Below are 21,906 nucleotides of genomic sequence, written 5' to 3' on the forward strand. Positions count from 1 at the left end.
TTAAGGCGGGTCATTCGCCGGACAGCCCGGCCTCGAGTAGGTCCATCTGGTCAGGGGAAAGGGCGAGTAGCGTGCCGTCGGCGGGCTCCGGTACCGCGACGGGCGCGTCCTCGGCCGGGAGTTCCTGGACGAGCGGCGCCAGCCGTTCCGGCGTCTTCTCCTCGAACACCTGCCATGGGGTCAGTTCCAGCCCCTGACGGCGGGCCCTCGCCGACAACTGCATCGAGGTGATCGAGTCGCCGCCCAGTTCGAAGAAGCTGTCCTCGGGAGCCACCTGGTCGAGCCCCAGCACGTCCGCGAACAGCGCGCACAGCGCCGCCTCCGCGGCCGTGCGCGGCTCCCGTTTCGCCGACGTCCCGGCGAAGTCGGGGGCTTGCAGCGCCCGGTGATCGAGTTTGCCGTTCGGGGTGAGCGGCATCTTCTCCAGCGACACGAACGCCGCGGGCATCATGTACTCCGGCAGGCGTTCGGCGGCCAGCTCCCGCAGCGCGGCGGCCAGCGTGCCGTTCCCCTCGCCGGCGGCCGCCGACGGCACGACATAGGCCACCAGCCGCTTGTCGCCCGGCCCGTCCCGGCGGACGGAGACCGCCACCTGGCCGACCCACGGATGCTCCGCGAGCACGGCCTCGATCTCGGCGGGCTCGACCCGGTAGCCGCGGACCTTGACCTCGTCGTCGACCCGGCCGGCGAAGAGCAGCTGGCCTTCCCGGGTCCAGCGGAACAGGTCGCCCGAGCGGTACATCCGCTCGCCGGGCGCGAACGGGCTGGCGACGAACCGTTCCGCGGTCAGGCCGGGGCGGCCGAGGTAGCCGCGGGCCAGTCCGACACCGGTGATGTAGAGCTCGCCGACCACACCGGGCGGCACCGGCCGCAGGAACGCGTCGAGCACGTAGTGCCCCACGTTGTGGATCGGTCCGCCGAGCGGGACCTGGTCGTGTCCCGGGGACAACGGGGCGCTCATCGTCGAGCAGATGGTGGTCTCGGTCGGCCCGTAGGCCTGGATCACCCGGCGGCCCGGCGACCAGCGGTCCACCAGCGCGGCCGGGAGCGCCTCGCCGCCCGTCAGCACGGTCCGCAGCGTGTCCGGCAGGTCGTCCTCGCTCGCCAGCACACTCGGCGACACGGTCAGATGCGTGATCTCCGCCTGCCGGATCGCGTCGCCCAGCGTCACCTTCGGCGGCATGCTCGCCGCGTCCGGCAGGACCAGGGTCGCCCCCGCCAGCAGGGACATGTAGAGCTCGGAGACCATGGCGTCGAAGCCGATCGCGGACAACTGCAGGATCCGTGAGGACGACGTCACCGCCATCCGCTCGATATGCGCGTAGCCGAGGTTGACGAGACCGGAGTGGGTGACCAGGACACCCTTCGGCACCCCCGTCGAGCCGGACGTATAGATCACGTACGCCGCGTCTTCCGGCGCCGGCTCGGGCAGGGCGGCGTCCGGACCGGCGGCGGGCAGATCCTCCAGCACCAGCACCGTGCCCGCGAACTCCGCGGGCACGAACAACCGGGTCGCCTTCGTGCACACCAGCACCGCGGGCGCCGAGTTCGCGAGCATGAACTCGACGCGGTCGCGCGGATAGTCCGGATCGACCGGCACGAACGCCCCGCCGGCGAACATGACCCCCAGCAGGGTCACCGCGAGGTCGGCCGAACGCTCGACCAGCACCCCCACCCGGGCTTCGCGTCGCACGCCCGCCTCGGAGAGCAGCCGCGCCAGCGACTCCACTTCGCCGACCAATCCCCGGTACGACAGGCTTCGCGCCGCGTCCTGGACGGCGATCGCGTCCGGCGTCCGCTCCGCCTGTTCGCGCAGCAGCACCGGCAGCGTCTTCTCCGTGACCGGCGTGCCGGTCCGGTTCCACTCGTCCACCACCAGGCGGCGCTGCTCCGGGCCGATCAGGCCGATCCGCCCCACCGGCGTCCGCGGCTCGGCCAGCACCTGCTCGAGTGCGCGGAGGAGGGTCGCGACCGTCTCCTCGGCCTCGGCCCGATCGAGCACGTCCGGCCGGTAGATCACTTCACCGCGGACCGGACCTCCCGCCACGGAAGCACGCAGGGACAACGGATAGTGCCCGTCGTCGTCCGAGTTCCCCGCGGGGCTCAGGACGAGCGCGTCGGGGCCGTCGAGCCGGGGCGGCGGGGGCGGATAGTTCTCGAACACCAGGATCGTGTCGAACGCCGCGCCCCGGCCGGCCGCCTTGATGATCTCTCCCTGCCCGAGGTGTTGATGCGGCAGCAGATCGAACTGCCGCTCCTGCAGGTTCTTCAGCATGTCGACGACCGGTTCGGTGCCGATGAGGCGCGCCCGGACCGGCAGCATGTTCATGAACAGGCCGACCGCGGCCTCCACCCCGGGGATGTCGGCCGGACGCCCGGCCACCGCGGCGCCGAAGACCACGTCCCGCCGTCCGGTCAGCCTGGCCAGGTGCAGGGCCCAGATCCCCTGGAAGAGCGTGTTCGGCGTGACCCCGTGACGGCGGCAGAACTCCGCCAGGCGCCTGCTCGGCTCGTCGCCGAGGGCGAACCTGACGCGTTCGGGTGCGAGCGGGGTGAGGATCGACTCCGGCGGCACGATCTGGGTCGCCTCGTCGAGCCCCGCCAGTTCGGTCCGCCACGCCTCCAGCGCCGCCGTCTTGTCCTGGTCCGCGATCCAGGCGAGATAGTCGCGGTACGACGCCGACGGGGGCAGCGCCCGGGCGTCACCGCCCGCTTCGTACACGGCCAGCACGCCGGTGGCGAGCAGCGGCAGCGACCAGCCGTCGACCACGATGTGATGCGACGTGAAGATCAGCCTGTGCCTGCGTTCGCCGAGGCGCACCAGGTGCAGGCGCAGCATCGGTCCCTTGGCCAGGTCGAACCGTTCGGCGTGTTGTGCCGCGGCGAGCCGGTCGAATTCCGCCAGCGCCTCGTCCTCGGGCAGCCGGGACAGGTCGGTCTCCTGCCAGGGCAGCGTCGCCTCACGGGAGATCGTCTGCACGGCCGTCCCGGACGGGAGCTGGTGGAAACTCGTCCGCAGGGCGGCGTGCCGGTCGAGCATGGCCTGCCAGGACGCGCGGAACCGGGCGGCGTCCAGCGGGCCGTCGAGGGCGAGGGTCCGCATGCTCGCGTAGACGTCCAGGCCGTCCTCGCCGGTGGAGTGGAACAGCAAACCCTCCTGCAGCGGGGAAAGCGGCCAGATGTCGAGCAGATCCGGCACGGCGGCCTCGATCTGCGCCACCTCTCGCTGCGTCAGCGCGATGAGCGGGAAGTCGGACGGAGTGTGTCCCCCGGCGTCGCCGGCGTCGACGTGCGCGGCGAGGCCGGTCAGCGCGGCCAGCCACGCGTCGGCGAACGACTCGGCTTCGGCGTCGCCGAGGAGCCGGCGGGCCCAGGTCACGGTCAGGCTGAACTCGGGACCGTCCGCGCCGTCCGCCACGACGGCGTCGATCTCCAGGACGTGCCGCAGAGGCGTGGCCTCGTCCGCCGCGTCACCGACGATTCCCGTTATCCGCCAAGGCTCGCCGCCACCGTCGGCTCGTGAGGAGAACCGGCCGAGGTAGTTGAACCCGATCTCCGCCTTCGGCAGCGCCGCGAGGACCGGTGCCGTCTCCGGGTTGAGGTGGCGCAGCATCCCGTAGCCGAGCCCGCCGTCGGGCACCGCGCGCACGTTCTCCTTGACCTGCTTCAGCAGACGGCCCGCCGCGTCGCCGCCGGTCACGACGTCGGCCGGGTCGGCCCCGGTCGTGTCCAGCCGGAGCGGGTGGACGTCGGTGAACCAGCCGAGCGTCCGCGACAGGTCCATGTCGCCAAGGGGCTGTCGCCCGTGGCCTTCGACGTCCACGACGACGGCGGTGCCGCCGCGCCAGCCGGTCACGGCGCCGGCCAGGGTGGCCAGCAGTACTTCGTGGACACCGCAGTGGAAGGCCGAGGTCGCCTTGTCCGCGAGCGTGCCCGCCGGCAGGGTCCAGGTCCGGCGGCCCGCGGTCGACACGGTGTCACGCCGGGGATCGAGCTCGCCGAGCCGCCGCGGTGCCCCGTCGAGGATCTCCGTCCACGTCGCCAGCTCGGCGGTCCGGTTCACCGCCTCTTCGGTCAGCGTCCGCGACCAGCGCCGGAAGGAGACGTCCGGCGCTTCGAGCGACGGACGCAGGCCGGCGATCGCGGCCTCGCAGGCCGCCTGCAGGTCCGGCAGCAGGGTTCGCCACGACACCACGTCGACCACGAGGTGATGCGCGGCCACCACGAGCCGCCCGGCGTCCGCCAGGACCGCCCGCACCATCACGCCCCCGAGGGGATCCAGGCGTGCCGCCGCGTCGCTCGCGATTTCGTCGATGTCGCCCGCGACGGCCCGCTCGACCAGCGTCGCCGCGTCGACCGTTCCCCGGTCCGCCACGACCAGCCGGGGCTCCTCGCCCTCGGTCGCGACGATCCGGCTCCGCAGCAGGTCGTGCGTGTCGAGCACCGCGCCCAGCCCGGCCGCCAGCGCGGGCACGGAAAGGTCGCCTGGCACGTCCACGATCACCCACTGCGCCATGCCGCCGCGGGTCAGCCCGAGGGGGTCGCGTTCGAGCAGCGACCGCACCACCGGTGTCAACGGGACCTCGCCGACGCCCTCGCCGTCCTCGGCCCGCGTCCGCCCGCCGTGCTCGGCGACCGCCGCGATCCCCGCGGGCGTCTTGTGGTCGAACACCTGCTTCGCCCCGAACACGAGGTTCTCGCGGCGCGCGCGGGCGGCCAGCCGCATCGAGAGGATCGAGTCCCCGCCCAGTTCGAAGAAACCGTCGTCGGCGCCGACCCGGTCCAGCCCGAGGATTTCGGCGAACAGGTCGCACAGCACCTTTTCGGTCCCGGTGCGCGGTTCGCGACCGGCCGCCGCCGGGACGAATTCGGGGGCGGGCAGGGCCGCGCGGTCGATCTTTCCGTTGATGGTCAAGGGGAAACCGTCGAGCACCAGCACCACCGACGGCACCATGAACTCCGGCAGCCGGGCCGCGAGCTGCGCGCGGACCGCGCCGGATTCCAGTCCCTGTCCCGGTTCCGCGGTCACGTAGGCGATCAGCCGCTTCTCGCCGGGACGTTCCTCCCGCGCCACCACGATCGCCTGCGCGACGTCGGGGACCTCGGTCAGCACCGCCTCGATCTCGCCGGGTTCGACCCGGTAGCCCCGGATCTTCACCTGGGCGTCGGCACGCCCGCCGAACAGCAGCTCGCCCTGTTCCGTCCAGCGTGCCAGGTCGCCGGTCCGGTACATCCGCTCGCCGGGGGCGAACGGATCGGCGACGAACCGCTCCGAAGTCGACACCGGGTTGCCGAGGTAGCCGTGCGCCAGCCCCGCTCCGGCGAGGTAGAGCTCACCGGTCACGCCCGGGGCCACCGGCTGCAGGAACGCGTCGAGCACGTAGGCCCGCCGACCCGCCAGCGGTCCGCCGATCGGCAGTGTGTCACCCGTTTCCGCCCCCGGTTCGAGGACGAGCCAGGTGGCGCAGAGGGTGATTTCGGTCGGGCCGTAGAGCTGCCGGAACCGGACGCCGGGGCAGGCCCGGCGCATCCGTTCGACGGAGGCGAGCGGGACCGCGTCCCCACCGGTCAGGATCTCCCGCAGCCCGCGGAAGGAATCCGGCGCTTCCTCGGCCACCGCGCGGAAGGCACCCGCCGTCAGGTGGACGGTGGTCACCCCGCGGGCGATCGCCTCGCGGAGCCGCTCCGCGTCGACGGTGCCCGGTTCCGCGACCACCACGCGGGCCCCGCTGACCAGCGGCACCCAGAGCTCGACCAGCGACGCGTCGAAAGCGTGCGACGCGTGCAGCAGGACGTGATCGCCGGGGCCCTGCGACCAGCCCGGGTCGCTCGCCAGCGCCGCCACGCTTCCGTGTGGCACCGCGACACCCTTCGGCACCCCGGTCGATCCCGACGTGTACATGACGTAGGCGACGTCGTGCGCCCCGACCGTGACCGGCGGCGCCTCGTGCCGTGTCCCGTCGATCGACGGCAGATCCGCGACCACCGGCTCGACCCCGTCCGGCACCGCCTTGCGGCTCGCTTCGAGGCAGACCGCGACCGACACCCCGGCGTCGGCCAGCATCCGCTCGATCCGCTCCGCGGGGTAGCCGACGTTCACCGGTACCTGCGCGGCACCCGCCTTCCAGACCGCGAGCAGGGCGACGAGGAGGTCCGCGCCGCGTTCCATCACCACGCCGACGCGGTCACCGCGCCGCACCCCGGCGGCGGCCAGATATCCGGCCAGCCGGTCGGATTCGCGGTCGAGGCCGGTGTAGGACAGGGTGCGTTCCCCGTCCACGACCGCCACCGCGTCCGGCGAGGCGACGGCCCGACGCCGGAACAACTCCAGTACCGACGTCGTGTCGGCCGCGTCGCCCGTCGCGTTCCAGCGTTCCACCACCGACTCGCGCGCCGGTTCGCTCGTCACGCCGAGGCGGCCCACCGGCAGCGAAGGCCGTGCCACCACCTGGTCCAGGACCCGCACGACCTGCCGGGCGACCTCGGCGGCCGTTCCGGCGCCGATCCGGTCGGGCCGGTAGGACACGTTGATCCGCAGGCGGCTCCCGAGGCTGACGTTCATGGTCAGCGGATAACCGGTGCCGGTGCGGGTGACGACCGAGCTGATCGCGACCCCGCCGTCGTCGCCGAGACCGTCGGCGGTGTGCGGGTAGTTCTCGATCATGACGATGGTGTCGAAGACCGCGCCCGTGCCCACCGCCTTCTGGATCTCCGGCAGGCCGAGGTACTGGTGTTCGGTCAACGCCGCCAGGCGTCCCTGCAGCTCCCGGATCAGCTCCAGCACCGGCTGCCCGCCGTCGAGCCGCACCCGGACCGGGACGGTGTTGATGAACATCCCCACCATGCGTTCGACGTCCGGCACCTCCGCCGGACGGCCGGCCACCACCGACCCGAACACCACGTCCGTCCGGCCCGCGAGCCGCGCCAGCACCAGCGCCCAGGCGGCCTGCAGGATCGTGCTCGTCGTCACCCCGTTGGCCCTGGCCAGTTCGGTGAGCGCGCGCGTCGTCTCCTCGGACAGCAGTTCGGCGTGCTCCCCGGGCATCACCATCGTCTTGCCCGCGTCGGCGTCCACAAGGGACGGTTCGTCCGCGCCGTCGAGCTCGGCCCGCCACGCCGCCCGGGTCGCGTCGGCGTCCTGGCGGCCCAGCCACGCCAGGTAGTCCTTGAAGGACGGTGCCTTCGCGGGGAGCTGCCCGCCCGCGTACGCGGCCGACACCTCACCTACGACGAGCGGCGTCGACCAGCCGTCCAGCACGACATGGTGGGACGTCAGCACGAGACGGTGCCGGGCGGCACCGAGCCGGATCAGCGACAGCCGCAGCAACGGCGGCTGGGTCACGTCGAACCGCCTGCCCTGATCCTCCGCGAGGAGCCGTTCGACCTCCGCGGCCGCGGCCGCCTCGTCGAGGTGCGACAGATCCACCACGCGCCAAGGGAGTTCGGCCTCCCCGACGACGACCTGCACCGTCTCGCCGGACCCCAGCTGATGAAAACCGGTCCGGAGCGATTCGTGCCGGGCGAGCACCCGCGTCCAAGCCTCGCGCAGCCGTTCCGCGTCGAGCGGCCCGTCGAGGTCCAGGATCCGCTGGCTCTGGTAGACGTCGACACCGTCGGTGTCGAAGGCCCGCTCGAAGAGCATGCCCTCCTGCAACGGAGACAGCGGCCAGATGTCCGTCAGCCCCGGCGCCGCGGTTTCCAGTTCCGTCACGTCCCGCCGCGTCAGGCCGACGAGGGCGAAGTCGGACGGCGTGTGCCCGCCCGCACCGGGATCCCCGGCGAGCGCCGCGAGGGCGGTCAGCGTCTCCGCCCACGCCTCACCGAGCCGTTGCACCAGGCCGGAGCCGGCGTCCCGGGCGTCGATGGCCAGCCCCAGCCGGGGTCCGGAAGGCGTGTCCTGGACCTCCGCGCTGACCTCCACGGCGTGCGCGAGGACCATGTCCGGACCGCCGCCGAGCGGCCCTTCGCCGTCCGGCTCCCACGCGGTGTCCTCCGGGGCGAGGACGGTCCGGCCGAGATAGTTGAAGCCGATCCGCGCGGACGGCAGCGCGGCCAGCGTCGCCACGGTGCCGGGGTTGAGATGACGCAGCAGCCCGTAGCCGGATCCGTCGCCGGGCACGGCGCGGATCTGGTCCTTCACCGTCTTCAGCAACGACCCGGCGGCCGCGAGGTCCACATCGGACAGATCGAAGCGGACCGGGTGGACGCTGGTGAACCAGCCGACGGTGCGCAGCAGGTCCTCGCCGTCGGCGGCTTCGCGCCCATGTCCTTCCACGTCCACCAGCAGCCCGGCGCCGGTACCGCGTACCCGCGCGACCGCACCGGCGAGCCCCGCCAGCAGGACGTCCTGGATCCCGCAGTGGAACGCTCCGGGCAGGAGCGTCACCAGGTTGCGCGCCTCGGTGCCGGTCAATCGGGTGGACCACGAATACGACTGTCCGGTGTCCTCTTCCACGGCCGGGTCCGCGCCGTCCAGCAGGGCGGCCCAGTCCTCGAGTTCGGCCACGGTGCGCTCGCTGTGCGCCTGCTCGACCTGCCTCAGCGCCCACTGCCGGTACGACGTCGCCGGTGCTTCGAGGGCGGGGGTCCGGCCGGAGTCCAGCTCGTCGTAAGCCGTCCGCAGATCCGGCAGCAGGATTCCCCACGAGACCGCGTCGACGGCCAGGTGATGCGCCACGAAGGCCAGCCGTCCCGGCTCGGCGTCCCCGGCGTCGACCCAGACGAGCCGCGCCATGATCCCCGCCGACGGGTCCAGCGTGCCCGTCGCCGTCCTGAGCTCGCGCTCGGCGACCTCGTCGAGTTCCGCCGTCCCGGCGGCCACCCGCGTGACCAGACCGGCCGCGTCCACCGCGCCCCGCTCGGGCACGATCAGCCGTCCGTCCGGCTCCACCCGCGCCCGCAGCAGATCGTGCGTGTCCAGCACCGCCTGCAGCGCGCTCGCCAGCGTGTCCTGGTTCAGGCCCGCCGGAGCGACGACGACGCGCACCTGCGCGAAACCGGGGCGCAGCGCGTCGTCCCCGAGGGCGAGCATCACCGGCGTCCGCGGGATCTCCCCCACGCCGGTGACGGCCTCGGCGCGCGGCGTCGTGGCGGTCTCCCGCGCCAAGACCGCGAGGCGCTCGGGAGTCCGGTGCTCGAACACCTGCCGCGGCGTCAGCGGGATGCCCTCACGACGGGCGCGAGCGGCGACCTGCATCGACGAGATCGAGTCGCCGCCCAGTTCGAAGAAGCTGTCGTCGATCCCGACCCGGTCGAGGCCGAGGACTTCGGCGAACACTCCACAAAGGACTCGTTCGGCGTCGGTGACCGGCTCCCGGCCCGCCGACTTCGACGCGAAGTCCGGTTCGGGCAAGGCCCGCCGGTCCACCTTCCCGTTGACCGTCAACGGCAAGGCGTCCAGCACCAGCACGACGGCCGGGACCATGAATTCGGGCAAGGTCTCGGCGAGCTGCCCGCGCAGGCGTTCCGGGTCGGCGTCCTGCCCCGCTTCGGCGACCACGTAGCCGATCAGATGCTCGCCCCTCGGGAGCACCACGGCCTGCGCCACCCCCGGCAGACCGCCGAGGACCACCTCGATCTCGCCAGGTTCCACGCGATAGCCGCGGATCTTCACCTGGTCGTCGGCGCGCCCGGCGAACGCCAGCGTGCCCTGCTCCGTCCAGTACGCCAGGTCCCCGGTGCGGTACATCCGCCCGGCGGCCGTGAAGGGATCGGCGACGAACCGCTCGGCCGTCAACGCCGGACGGTCCAGATAGCCTTGCGCCACACCGGCTCCGGCGAGGTACAGCTCGCCGGCCACCCCCGCGGGCACGGGCCGCAGGAACGCGTCGAGCACGTAGACCCGCCGTCCCGCGAGCGGCCGTCCGATCGGCAGCACCGAACCCGGCTCGTCCCCGGGTTCGAGCAGCCACCACGTCGCGCACAGCGTGGCCTCGGTCGGGCCGTAGAGATGCCGCACCCGCACGTCCGGGCACACCCGCCGCACGCGCTCCACCGCCGAAAGCGGCACCGCGTCACCGCCGGTCAGCACCTCGCGCAGCCCGGCGACGGACTCCGGAGACTCCTCGGCCAGCACGCGGAAGGCCCCCGCGGTCAAGTGGGCGGCCGTGACGCCGTCGGCGACGTGACGCGCCAGCGCCTCGCCGTCCACCGCGCCCGCTCCGGCCAAGACCACCCGTGCGCCCGACACCAGCGGCACCCACAGCTCGAACAGCGAGATGTCGAAGGCGTGCGAAGCGTGCATCAGCACGGCGTCGCCGGGGCCCACCCGCCAGCCCGGTTCCCCGGCCAGCGCCGCGACGTCGCCGTGCGACACCGCGACCCCCTTCGGCGTCCCCGTCGACCCGGACGTGTACATCACGTAGGCGAGGTCGAGGCCGCTCGTGGCCGTCGACCGGCGAGCACTCTCCTCCACCGCCCGCCGCGTCCCGGGATCGTCCAGCACGATCGGTTCGAGGCCGACGTCCAGCACGGCGTCCCGGTACGTTTTCGCGCACACCACCGCCGCGGGCCCGGAATCCGTCAGCATGAACTGCACGCGTTCCACCGGATAGGCGGGATCCACCGGCACGTACGCCGCGCCCGCCTTCCACACCGCGAGCAACGTCACGATCAGCTCGGGTGACCGGTCCAGCACCACGGCCACCCGGTCGCCGCGCCGGACTCCCTTGCCGTGCAGGTGACCGGCGAGCCGTTCCGCGCGCTCGGCGAGTTCTCCGTACGACAGCGCCCGGTCACCGTCGACGATCGCCGGCTCGTCGCGGTGGCGCTGCACCTGCGCGTCGAACAGTTCCGGCGCCGTCCGGTTCGGCGCCGCCTGGGACGACGTGCCCCAGGCGTCGACCACCAAGGCACGCTCGGCCGGGCCCGTCACCTCGATGTCGGCCACCGTGGCCTCGCCCGCGTCCGTCAGCAGACGCAGCACCCCGGTGAAGCGCTCGATGATCGCGAGCGCGGTGTCCCGGTCGAAGAGATCGGTCAGATAGTCCAGCTTGAAGTACATCGACTCGCCGGGGACCGCGACCAGCGTCAGCGGATAGTGGGCGGCGACGCGGCCCTGGTGCACCCGGATGCCGAAAGTCTCGGCGGAGCCCAAATCCCCGGAATCGTGGTGGAACTTCTCGAAGACGATCAACGTGTCGAAGACGGCGCCGGGACCGGCCGCCTGCTGGATGTCCGCCAGCCCCACGTACTGGTCGGGGATGAGCGCGGACTGCCGCTTCTGCAGCTCCGTCAGCAATCCGGCGACCGGCGCCGAAGCCTGCAAGCTCACGCGCACGGGAACGGTGTTGAGGAACAGCCCCACCATCCCCTCCACGCCGGGAAGGTCCGGCGGACGCGCCGACACCGCCGCCCCGAACACCACGTCCGTCCGCCCGGTCAGCTGCGCCAGCACCAGTGCCCACGCGCCCTGCACCACGGTGTTCAGCGTCAATCCCTTGGCACGGGCCAGTTCGCCGAGCGCTCGCGTGACGTTCTCCGGCAGCCCGGCCTCGACACTCTCCGGCTCGGCCGGCGCCCGTCCCGGATCCGCGGGCACCACCAGCGTCGGCTCCTCGGCGCCCGCCAGCCGTTCCGTCCACGCCGCGAGCGACCGCTCCTTGTCCTGACGGCCCAGCCAGGCCAGGTACTCCCGGTACGACGTCACTTCCGGCAGGTCCGCCGGAGCGCCGTCCGCCGCGTACAGCTTCGACATCTCGGCCAGCACGATGGGCAGCGACCAGCCGTCCATGATCGTGTGATGGCAGGTCACCACCAGGCGGTGCGCGTCGTCGCCGAGGCGGATCAAAGTGAGCCGCAGCAAGGGCGCGCGCGTCAGATCGAATCTGGTCGTCCGGTCCTGCTCGGCCAGTTCCCGCACGGCGTCGGCGGGATCTTCGAGCTGCGAGAGGTCGACCTCCCGCCACGGAAGGTCCACCTGCTTGGCGATGATCTGCACCGTCTCGCCCGATTTGCGCTGCCGGAAACAAGCGCGCAGCGGGGCGTGCCGGGACAGCAGCGCTTCCCAGGCCGCGCGCAGCCTGGCCGCGTCCACCGGCCCGTCCAGGTCCAGGATCCAATGGCCGACGTAGACGTCCGGCCCTTCGCCGTCGTAAACCGCGTGGAAGAGCAATCCGGCCTGCAATGGCGACAGCGGCCAGATTTCCTCAATCCGCGACTGGTTCATCAATGTCTCCCTCAATCAGCGAAGGGTGTGAAGTTCGTCGAGCTCGGCTCGAAATCCTCGATTCGGCCTCGGCCGGTTCGAGGAGTGCGCCTTCTTGTACGGAATAACCCCAGTGAAGGGATCATCCCCCGGTCCGGCCTTGCCGGACAACATGTCCAGCCGCGTCGTTCTGTTGAGCGGTAAGGCAAACGCCGCCCAGCGTTGCGAAAGCCACTTTCGCAACGTTGAAGGTTGTGAAAGTGGCTTTCGCATCATCTGGACCCGGTACGCCTCACGGCGTCACGGGCTCAGCGACCGCTTTCGAACTCCGCTTCGAATTCGTCGATCTCGTCTTGGTCCAGTTCGAGAAGAGCGACGTCGGACGTCGCGTGTTCACTCGCGACGGGAGCACTCGCCGCCCGTTCCACGACCGCCGCGATCGCCGCGGGGGTCCGCTGTTCGAACACCTCACGCGCCCCGAAGGCCATTCCCGCCCGGTGGGCACGCGCCGCCAGTTGCATCGAAAGGATCGAATCGCCACCCAGTTCGAAGAAACTGTCGTCCGCGCCCGCCCGCTCCAGTCCGAGCACCTCGGCGAAGAGCGAACACAGCAGCCGCTCGGCCTCCGTGACCGGTTCCCTTCCGGTGACGCGTCCGTTGAAATCGGGATCCGGCAACGCGTCCCGGTCCACTTTCCCGTTCGCCGTCAACGGCAGCGCCGCCAGCACCACCACCGCCGCCGGCACCATGTACTGCGGCAATCGGGCGGCCACGCCCGCGAGCACCGCGGCTTCGTCCACTTCGGACTCCCCGGCGGGGGTCACGTAACCGATCAGCCGTTTGCCGGAGGCGCCGTCCTTGGCCAGCACCACGGCCTGTCCCACCGGCTCCTGTGCCACCAGTGCCGCTTCGATCTCGCCGGGCTCGATCCGGTAACCCCGCACCTTCACCTGGTCGTCGACGCGACCGATGAACATCAGTTTCCCGTCCGGGTTCCACCGCACCAGGTCCCCGGTCCGGTACATCAGCCCGCCGTCCCCGGACGGGTCGGCCACGAACCGCGTCGCGGTCAGCCCCGGCCGCCCGAGATAGCCGCGTGCCACACCCGCGCCCGCCACGTACAGTTCGCCCACCGCGCCCGGCGGCACCGGCCGCAGCCACGAATCCAGCACGAACGCCCGCGCGTTCGTCATGGGAGTGCCGATCGGCACCACCTCGCCGGACGGGGCCGCCTGCCCGGGTTCGAGCCGGAATTCGACGCAGCCGACGGTGGCCTCGGTCGGGCCGTATTCGTTGACCACGACGGTGTTCGGGTAGGTCCGGCGCCAGTGGGCGATCGTGTCGACGGGCAACTGCTCGCCACCGAGCAGAAGGTCGCCCGCGACCGCGATCTCCCGTGCACCGGTGTCCAGCGTCTTCACATGGCTCGGCGTGGCCTTGAGGAACAGCGCCGGGGCGCTTTCCACCGTGCCGATCAGGTCTTCCAGCGCACCGACCTGAACCGTTCCGCCCACGGTCAGCGGAGTGAGCAGCGCGGTCACCGTCAGATCGAAGGCGATCGACGAATGCATCAGCGATCGTCCCCGCAGGCCCGGGTACTTCCGTCCACAGTGGAACAGGTAGTTGGCCAGGTTCCGGTGGGTGACGACGACGGCCTTGGGCCTGCCGGTGGAGCCCGAGGTGTAGATGAGATACGCCGGGTGACGCGGATCCAGCGGCCGGACGCGGTCCGCGTCGGTCACCGGAGCGCGATCCCGGGCCGCCAGCTCGCCGACGGCCACCGGATCGTCGATCACCACCGTCGTCTGCCTTCCCGCCACCACCTCACCGGCGGGCGACGCCGACAGCGCCGCGGCGGTGATCACCAGCGACGGCCGGGCGTCGTCGAGCATGTACGACACGCGCTCGGCCGGATAGACCGGATCGATCGGCAGCCAGGCAGCACCGGTCTTGGTGATCGCCAGCACCGTGACGACCAGTTCCAGCGACCGGGGCAGCAGCACCGCGACCAGGCCTTCGGGCCCGGCGCCCCGTTCGATGAGCCAGCGCGCCAGCTGGTTGGCTCGGGCGTCGAGTTCGGCGTAGGACAGCGACAGGTCCTCGAAGACCACCGCGGTCGCGTCCGGGGTGGCGGCGGCCTGCGCGGCGAACGACTCCGGGAGCGTCCGGTCCGGCACCTCCACCGCGGTGTCGTTGCGCGCCAACAGGTCTCGCTGCTCGGCCGCGGACAGCATCGGCACCGCCGGGAGCGGCGTCCGCGGCTCGGCGACCACCGCTTCGAGCACCCTCGTGAAGCGGTCCAGCACGGCGGCGGCCTGCTCCGTGGTGAACAGCGTGGGCTGGTGCTCCAGCCGCAGGCGCAGGACGTCGCCGGGGACGACCGCCAGCGCCAGCGGGTAGTGGGTGGCGTCGGCGGCGGTCATTCCCCGCACCCGCAACCGATCCGGCTCCGGGTCGGCGGTCTCGTCGGGCCTGGGGTAGTTCTCGTAGACGACGAGGGTGTCGAACAACCGGCCCAGCCCGGCGGCCTGCTGGATGTCGGCGAGCCCGACGTGGTGGTGCGCCAGCAACGCGATCTGCTCGTCCTGGATCTGCCGCACCAGCTCGGCGAAGGTCTGCTCCGGCCGCGTCCGCACCCGGACCGGCACGGTGTTGATGAACAGGCCGACCATGGTCTCGATCCCGGGCAGTTCGGCCGGTCGCCCGGACACCACCGCCCCGAACACCACGTCGTCGCGTCCGGTCGTCGCCGCCAGCACCAGGCCCCAGACCGCCTGCAGCATCGTGCTGACCGTGACCCCGCATTCGCGGGCCCGCGCGGTCAAGGCGGCGGCGAACGTCTCGTCCAGCTCGGCCCACATCTGCCCGGGCACCTGGACCGGCACCGGCCGGTCGTCCGCGACCAGGGTCGGTTCCGGCAGGCCCGCCAGCGCCTCACGCCACGCGGTGATCGACGCGTCCCGATCGGTTTCGCCGACCCAGGCCAGGTAATCCCGGTACGGGGTGACCGGTGCCAGCGCGGACGGGGCCGCGCCGTCGCGGTAGAGCGTGAGCAGTTCGTCCACCAGCAGTGGCGTCGACCAGCCGTCGAGCAGGATGTGATGGTTGGTCAGCACCAGGCGGTGGCTGTCCCGGCCCAGTGCCACCACTGTGATCCGCAGCAGCGGCGGCTTGGCCAGATCGAACGGCCGTGCCCGCTCGGCCTCGGCCACCGCCGTCGCCTCGGCCTCCGGATCCGCCGCCCCCGTCGCGTCCACAAAGGACACCGGCACCTCCACGGCGCCCGGGATCACCTGATAGGCGGGCCCGGCGGCGGCGTGCCGGAATCCGGCGCGCAGGTTCGGGTGCCGGTCCAGCAGCCCGCGTACCGACTTCCGCAGCAGCAGCATGTCCAGCGGACCGCTCAGATCCAGCACCGCCTGGGCGGTGTAGACGTCGACCCCGTCCCCGCCGTACCCGGCGTGGAACGCGAGCCCGTGCTGCAGCGGCGAAAGCGGGAGCACGTCGGCCACTCCGCCGGCGTCCGCGTATTCGGCTTCGAGGGCCTCGATCTCGGCCTGGTCCAAGGTGACGAGCTCGAAATCGGACGCGGTGTGCCCGCCCGCGGCGGGATCGTCCGCCTGCCGGGCCAGCCCGGCCAGCATGTCGAGCCAGTCCTGGGCCAGTCGTTCGACCTCGGCTTCGTCCAGCCGGTCTTCCTGCCATTCCAGCAGGAGCGTCAGTTCGGGACCGTCCGGTGAGTCCTGGACGATCGCGTTGACTTCGAGCGCGTGCGGCAGGCCCATTCCGGGTTCCTGCGCACTGCCGAGGTCGCCGACCGGCTGCCAGGCCCGCACGTCGCCCTTCTCGGCGGTGGCGAACCTGCCCAGGTAGTTGAACCCGATCTCCGGCGACGGCAGTTCCGCCAGTACCGGGCCCGTCACGTCGTTGAGATAGCGCAACATGCCGTATCCGAGCCCGTCGCCGGGCACCGCCCGCGACTGCTCCTTGACCAGCTTCAGCAACCGCCCGGCCGCCGGGCCACCGGCGAGCACGTCCGCCAGATCGGTGTCCGCCACGGCCAGCCGTACCGGATGCGCGCTGGTGAACCAGCCCACCGTCCGGGACAGATCGGCCCCCGCGGCCGGATGACGGCCGTGGCCTTCCACGTCCACCAGCACCGCGTCGCCACCGCGCCGCCGGGTCACCGCTCCGGCCAGCCCCGCGAGCAGGACGTCGTTCACCCCGCAGTGGAAGACCAGCGGAGCCCGGCCGACCAAGGCCCGTGTCTCCGTCTTCGGCACCACCCACGACCGCGAGCGCACTTCGCCCTCCGCGGCCCGGCGCGCGGACGGCCCGCGCTCCGCCGGTCCGAGGATCGCTTTCCACGCCTCGAGTTCCGCGACCCGTTCCGCGGAGACCGCCTGCTCCTTGAGCAGGCTCGCCCACCGTTTGAACGACAGGCCCACCGGTTCCAGCGCCGGGGTCCGCCCCTCGGCCGCCGCTTCGCAGGCGGACTGCAGATCCGACAGCAGGATCCGCCAGGACACACCGTCGACCGACAGGTGATGGACGCCCACCACCAGCCGGCCGGCCCGGTCCGGTCCGGCGTCGAGCCACACGACCCGCGCCATCACCCCCGCCGCCGGGTCGAGCCTGCCGACGGCCTCGCGTGCCGCGTCCTCGACGGCCTCGTCCGGCGAACGGCCGTCGAGCCCGACGCGGGTGATCCACCCGGCCGCGTCCACCGCCCCGTGCTCGCCGACCACCAGCCGCCGTCCGCGCCCGTCTTCGACGACGCGGGCCCTCAGCATGTCGTGCGTCGCCACGACGGCCGAGAATCCCGCCGCCAAAGCCTTTTCCGTCAGGTCCGGAGGTGTCGCGACCACCATCCACTGCGCGAATCCGGGCCCCGTGACGCCGTCGCCCAGCAGCGACATCACCGGCGTCCAGGTGACGTCGCCGGCACCGTCGGGCTTCGGGGAAGCAGCCTGTTCCGGCGGCGAAGACACCTCCGCCAGCTGCGCGATGCGCTCCGGGGTCTTCCCGTCGAAGACGTCCGCCGCGGTGAAACTCAGTCCCGACCGCCGCGCCCGCGCCGCGAGCTGCATCGAGAGGATGGAGTCCCCGCCGAGGTCGAAGAAGCTGTCGTCCACCCCGGCCCGCTCCAGCCCGAGCACGCCGGCGAACAGTTCGCACAGCACCCGCTCGGTCTCGGTGGCGGGTTCCCTGGCGGGCGTCCCGGTGACGAAATCGGGGTCGGGCAACGCGCGCCGGTCGATCTTCCCGTGCGCCGTCAGCGGCAGGACGTCCAGCGCCACCACCGCCGCGGGCACCATGTACTGGGGCATCCGCGACGCGAGATGCGCCCGCACCGCCTGGGTGTCGATGTCTCCCGGCGTCACGTAGGCGATCAGGCGGTCTTCGCGGACGGTCACGGTGGCCTGGGTGATCCCCGGGTACGCGGACAGCGCGAACTCGATTTCGCGCGGTTCGACCCGGAAGCCGCGGATCTTCACCTGGTCGTCGGCCCGCCCGGCGGACACCAGTTCGCCCTGATCCGTCCAGTACGCCAGGTCCCCGGTCCGGTACATCCGCTCACCGGGGGCGAACGGATCGGCGACGAACCGCTCGGCCGTCAGCGCCGGACGGCCCAGATAACCGCGCGCCACCCCGATGCCCGCCAGATACAGCTCACCGGTGATGCCGGGCGGCAACGGGCGCAGGAACGAGTCCAGCAGATAGGCGCGCACTCCCGGAACCGGTCCGCCGAACGGGATCGGATGCTGGCCCGGCGACAACGGCATGCTCATCGTCGCGCAGATCGTGGTCTCGGTCGGCCCGTAGGCGTTGATCATCCGGTGGTTCGCGGACATCCGGTCCACCAGGCCCGGCGGGCAGAGTTCGCCCGCCGCGACCACGGTGTCCACCCGCTCCGGCAGCACGTCGACCGTGCCCAGCACCGACGGCGGCGCCTTCACCTGCGTGATGTCCCACCGTGCCAGCGTTTCGGACATCGCCATCCGCGGCGGCAGCTCCTGCTCCGGCGGCACCACCAGGGTGGCTCCCGACAGCAGCGCCATCATCACCTCGGACACGATGGTGTCGAAGCCGAGCGCCGCGAACTGCAGAACCCGCGACGACGGCGTCACGGCGAACCGCTCGATATGCGCCAGCGCCAGGTTCCCCAGCCCGGTGTGGGTGACGACGACGCCCTTCGGGGTCCCCGTCGATCCCGACGTGTAGATCACGTACGCGGCACTACGCGGATCCACCCGCGGCAGCTCTTCCTCCGTCGCCGCCGTCAGTTCGACCTCGTCGATCACCAGCGACCGGTCCGCGTACTCGGCGGGCACGGTCCCCCGGGTCGACGCCGCGCACACCACCAGCATCGGATCCGCGCTGCGGAAGATCGTTTCCTTGCGCTCGTCCGGATACGCCGGGTCCACCGGCACGAACGTGCCGCCCGCGAGCAGGACGCCCAGCATGCCGACGGTCCACCAGGACGACCGTCCCACCACCAGGCCGACCCGGGACTCCGCCCCGACGCCGTGGGCGCGCAGCACGGCGGCGAACCGCACCGAGAGATCCCACAACCGCGCGTAGGTCAGCTCGCCGTCGCCGTCAACGAGCGCCACGCCGCCCGGCCGCTCGGCGGCCACCCGCCCCACCAGCGTGTGCAGCGGTTCCCCCGCCACGAGCGGCGTTCGCCAGTCGCGGACCTCGGCCGTGCCCACCCCGATCCGCCCCACCGGGCCGGCGGGGTCGGCGACCAGGGCGCCGATGGCACCGACGAACCACTCCAGCAGCGAGTCGGCGACGGCGTCCGGGACCTGGCCCTGCCAGTAGCCGAGCTGGATCTTGAACCGGTCCCCCGGGGTGATGCCGAGGGTCAGCGGATAGTGGGTCCCTTCGATCGTGCGCAGGTACTTGTACCGGCCGGCGTATTCCCGCGGGTAGTTCTCGACCACCAGCAGCGTGTCGAAGGTCGCGCCGGGTCCGGCCGCCTTCTGGATCTCCGGCAGTCCCAGGTGCTGATGCGGCATGAGGGCCAGCTGACGGCCGTACAGCCCGGTGAGCATGTCCATGACCGCCTGCCCGCCGTCCAGGGTCACCCGGACCGGCATCGCGCTCATCAGCAGGCCCGGCATCGACTCGATGCCCGGCAGTTCCGCGGGGCGGGTCGCGACCATGGTGCCGAACACCACGTCGGTCCGCCGCGTGAGCCGCGACAGCACCATCGCCCAGGCGGCGTGCACCACCGTGCTCGGTGTCAGCCCGTGCTCGCGGGTGAATTCCAGGAGGCCGTCGTGCAATGCGGGCGGCAGGTGGGTGACGCGGTAGTCGTAGTCCGTCGCGGCCGACGCCGACGCGATGAGCGCGGGCTCGTCGAGGTCGGACAGCTCCGCCCGCCAGGCCTCGCGTGCCGCGTCCTTGTCCTGCCTTTCCAGCCAAGCCAGGTAGTCGAGGTAGCCGGCGCCCTCCCGCCGTTCCGGCAGCCGCCCGCCGGGCTCGTAGGCCTCGAACGCCTCGTTGAGGATGACCGCCACCGACCAGCCGTCGACCAGGATGTGGTGGATGACGACCAGCAGCCGGTGCCGGTCCTCCCCGACCCGGACGAGCACCAGCCGGATCAGGGGCGCCGTGGCGAGGTCGAACCGATGCGCCTGCTCCTGCATCGCCAGGGCTTCGAAGGCGGTGTCGACGTCGTCGGCGCCGGTCAGATCCACCGTCCGCCACGGCACGGTGACGTCCCCGTGCACGGCCTGCACGGTCTTGCCCGATTCGAGCCGGTGGAAGGTCAGCCGCAGCTCGTCGTGCCGCCGGACGACGGTGTCCCACGCGGCCCGCAGCCGGGTCTCGTCCACCTCGCCGGTCAGCTCCAGGATCACCTGCACCTGGTAGATGTCGGGGCCCTGGTCGTCGAGGATCGATTCGAAGAGCAGCCCCTCCTGCAGCGGGGCCAGCGGCCAGATCTCGTCGGCGCCGGGAGCGGCGAGTGCCAGCTCCGCCTCTTCCGCCTCGATCAGGCTGAGCAGGGCGCCGTCGGCCGCCCGGTCGGCGGGCAGGTCCCGCGCCACGGCGGCCAGCCGGGCGGGAGTGGTCTCCTCGAAGATCTGGACCGGTGTCAGCAGCAGGCCGGCCTTGGCCGCGCGGGCCGCCAGGCGCATCGCGAGGATCGAATCCCCGCCCAGTTCGAAGAATCCGTCGTCGACACCGGCCCGGTCGATCCGGAGCACCTCGGCGAACAGTCCACAAAGGACACGCTCGGCCTCGGTGGCGGGCTCCCGGCTCGTGGCGCTCGCCGTGAACTCGGGTGCGGGCAGCGCCGCCCTGTCCACCTTGCCGTTGCCGGTCAGCGGCAACGCGTCCAGCACGAGCACGGCGACCGGGACCAGGTACTCCGGCAGCACCGCACGGAGACGTTCGCGGACGAGCGCGGGGTCGACGTCCTCACCCGCCACCACATAACCGATGAGCCGTCCGTCGATCGCCGCCACCACGGCGTCCTGGACGTCCGGCTGGGCGATGAGCGCGGCCTCGATCTCGCCGGGTTCGATCCGGAACCCGCGGACCTTCACCTGGTTGTCGGCGCGGCCCGCGAACAGCAGCTCGCCCTCGGCGGTCCACTGGGCGAGGTCGCCCGTCCAGTACATCCGCTGCCCCGGCGTGGAGGGATCCGCCACGAACCGTTCCGCCGTCAGCCCGGCCTTGCCGAAGTAGCCCTCCGCCAGGCTTCCGGAGAGATACAGGTCGCCGACCACCCCCGGCCCGACGGGCCGCAGCGACTCGTCGAGCACGTGGACCGCGCGGCCCGCCAGCGGACGCCCGATCGGCAGCACCGTCCCCAGCACGTCACCCGGCTCCAGCAGATGCCACGTCGCGCACATCGTCGCTTCGGTCGGTCCGTACATATGCCGGACCCGAGCCCGGGGGCATGCCTGCCGCACGCGCTCCACCGCGTGCACGGGCACCACGTCACCACCGGTCAGCACCTCGCGGAACCCGGCGAACGATTCCGGCGATTCCTCGGCCACCGCACGGAAACTCCCCGCGGTCAGGTACGCGCGCGTCACTCCCGCGGCGGCCACTTCCCGCAGGCGCCGGGCGTCCATCACGCCCGGTTCGGCGATCACCACCCGGGCGCCCGCGGACAGCGGCGTCCAGATTTCGAGCAGGGACGCGTCGAAGGCGTGCGGCGAGTGCATGAGCACCGCGTCGTCCGGCCCCATCTCCCAACCCGGGTCCTGCACAAGCTCCGCGACGCGGCTCTGGGAGATCACCACTCCCTTCGGCGTACCCGTCGAGCCGGACGTGTACATCACGAACGCCGGATCCCCCGGGCGCGCCGCGGCGACCGGAGTGCCGCCCGCGTCCTCGTCCGTGACGGCGTCCGCTTCGAGCGACGCCACCCCCGCCGGTACGGCGGCACGGGTGGCTGCCGAGCACACCGTCAGCGCGGCAGCCGAGTCCGACACCATGAATTCCACGCGCGGAGCGGGATAGGCGGCGTCGACCGGCACATACGCCGCCCCCGCCTTCCACACGCCGAGCAGCGCCGCCACCAGGTCCGCCGACCGGCCCATGATCACCGCGACCCGGTCGCCGCGGCGGATGCCCCGGCCTGCCAGGCAGCCGGCCAACCGGCTCGCTTGCTCGTCGAGCTGCCGGTATGTCAGCACCCGGTCACCGTCGACCACGGCCACCGCGCCGGGCGTCCGGTCCACGTGCGACGCGAACAGCTCCAGCACCGTCCGTGTGGTCCGCGCTGCGGAATTCAT

The 21,906-nt window shown here is 72.2% G+C and carries 2 protein-coding genes; both read right to left on the bottom strand.

What is annotated here, in order from left to right:
* Positions 1 to 10: 10 nt before the first annotated feature.
* Positions 11 to 12,166: a non-ribosomal peptide synthetase gene (locus DMC61_RS18070; RefSeq protein ID WP_125690255.1), complete on the bottom strand. Its 12,156-nt coding sequence runs from the start codon at positions 12,164 to 12,166 to the stop codon at positions 11 to 13.
* 287 nt (positions 12,167 to 12,453) lie between these two features.
* On the bottom strand, positions 12,454 to 21,906 hold the full coding sequence (locus DMC61_RS18075) for a non-ribosomal peptide synthetase (RefSeq protein WP_125690256.1): 9,453 nt from the start codon (positions 21,904 to 21,906) through the stop codon (positions 12,454 to 12,456).

Source organism: Amycolatopsis sp. WAC 04169 (assembly GCF_003947535.1).
Classification (GTDB): domain Bacteria; phylum Actinomycetota; class Actinomycetes; order Mycobacteriales; family Pseudonocardiaceae; genus Amycolatopsis; species Amycolatopsis keratiniphila.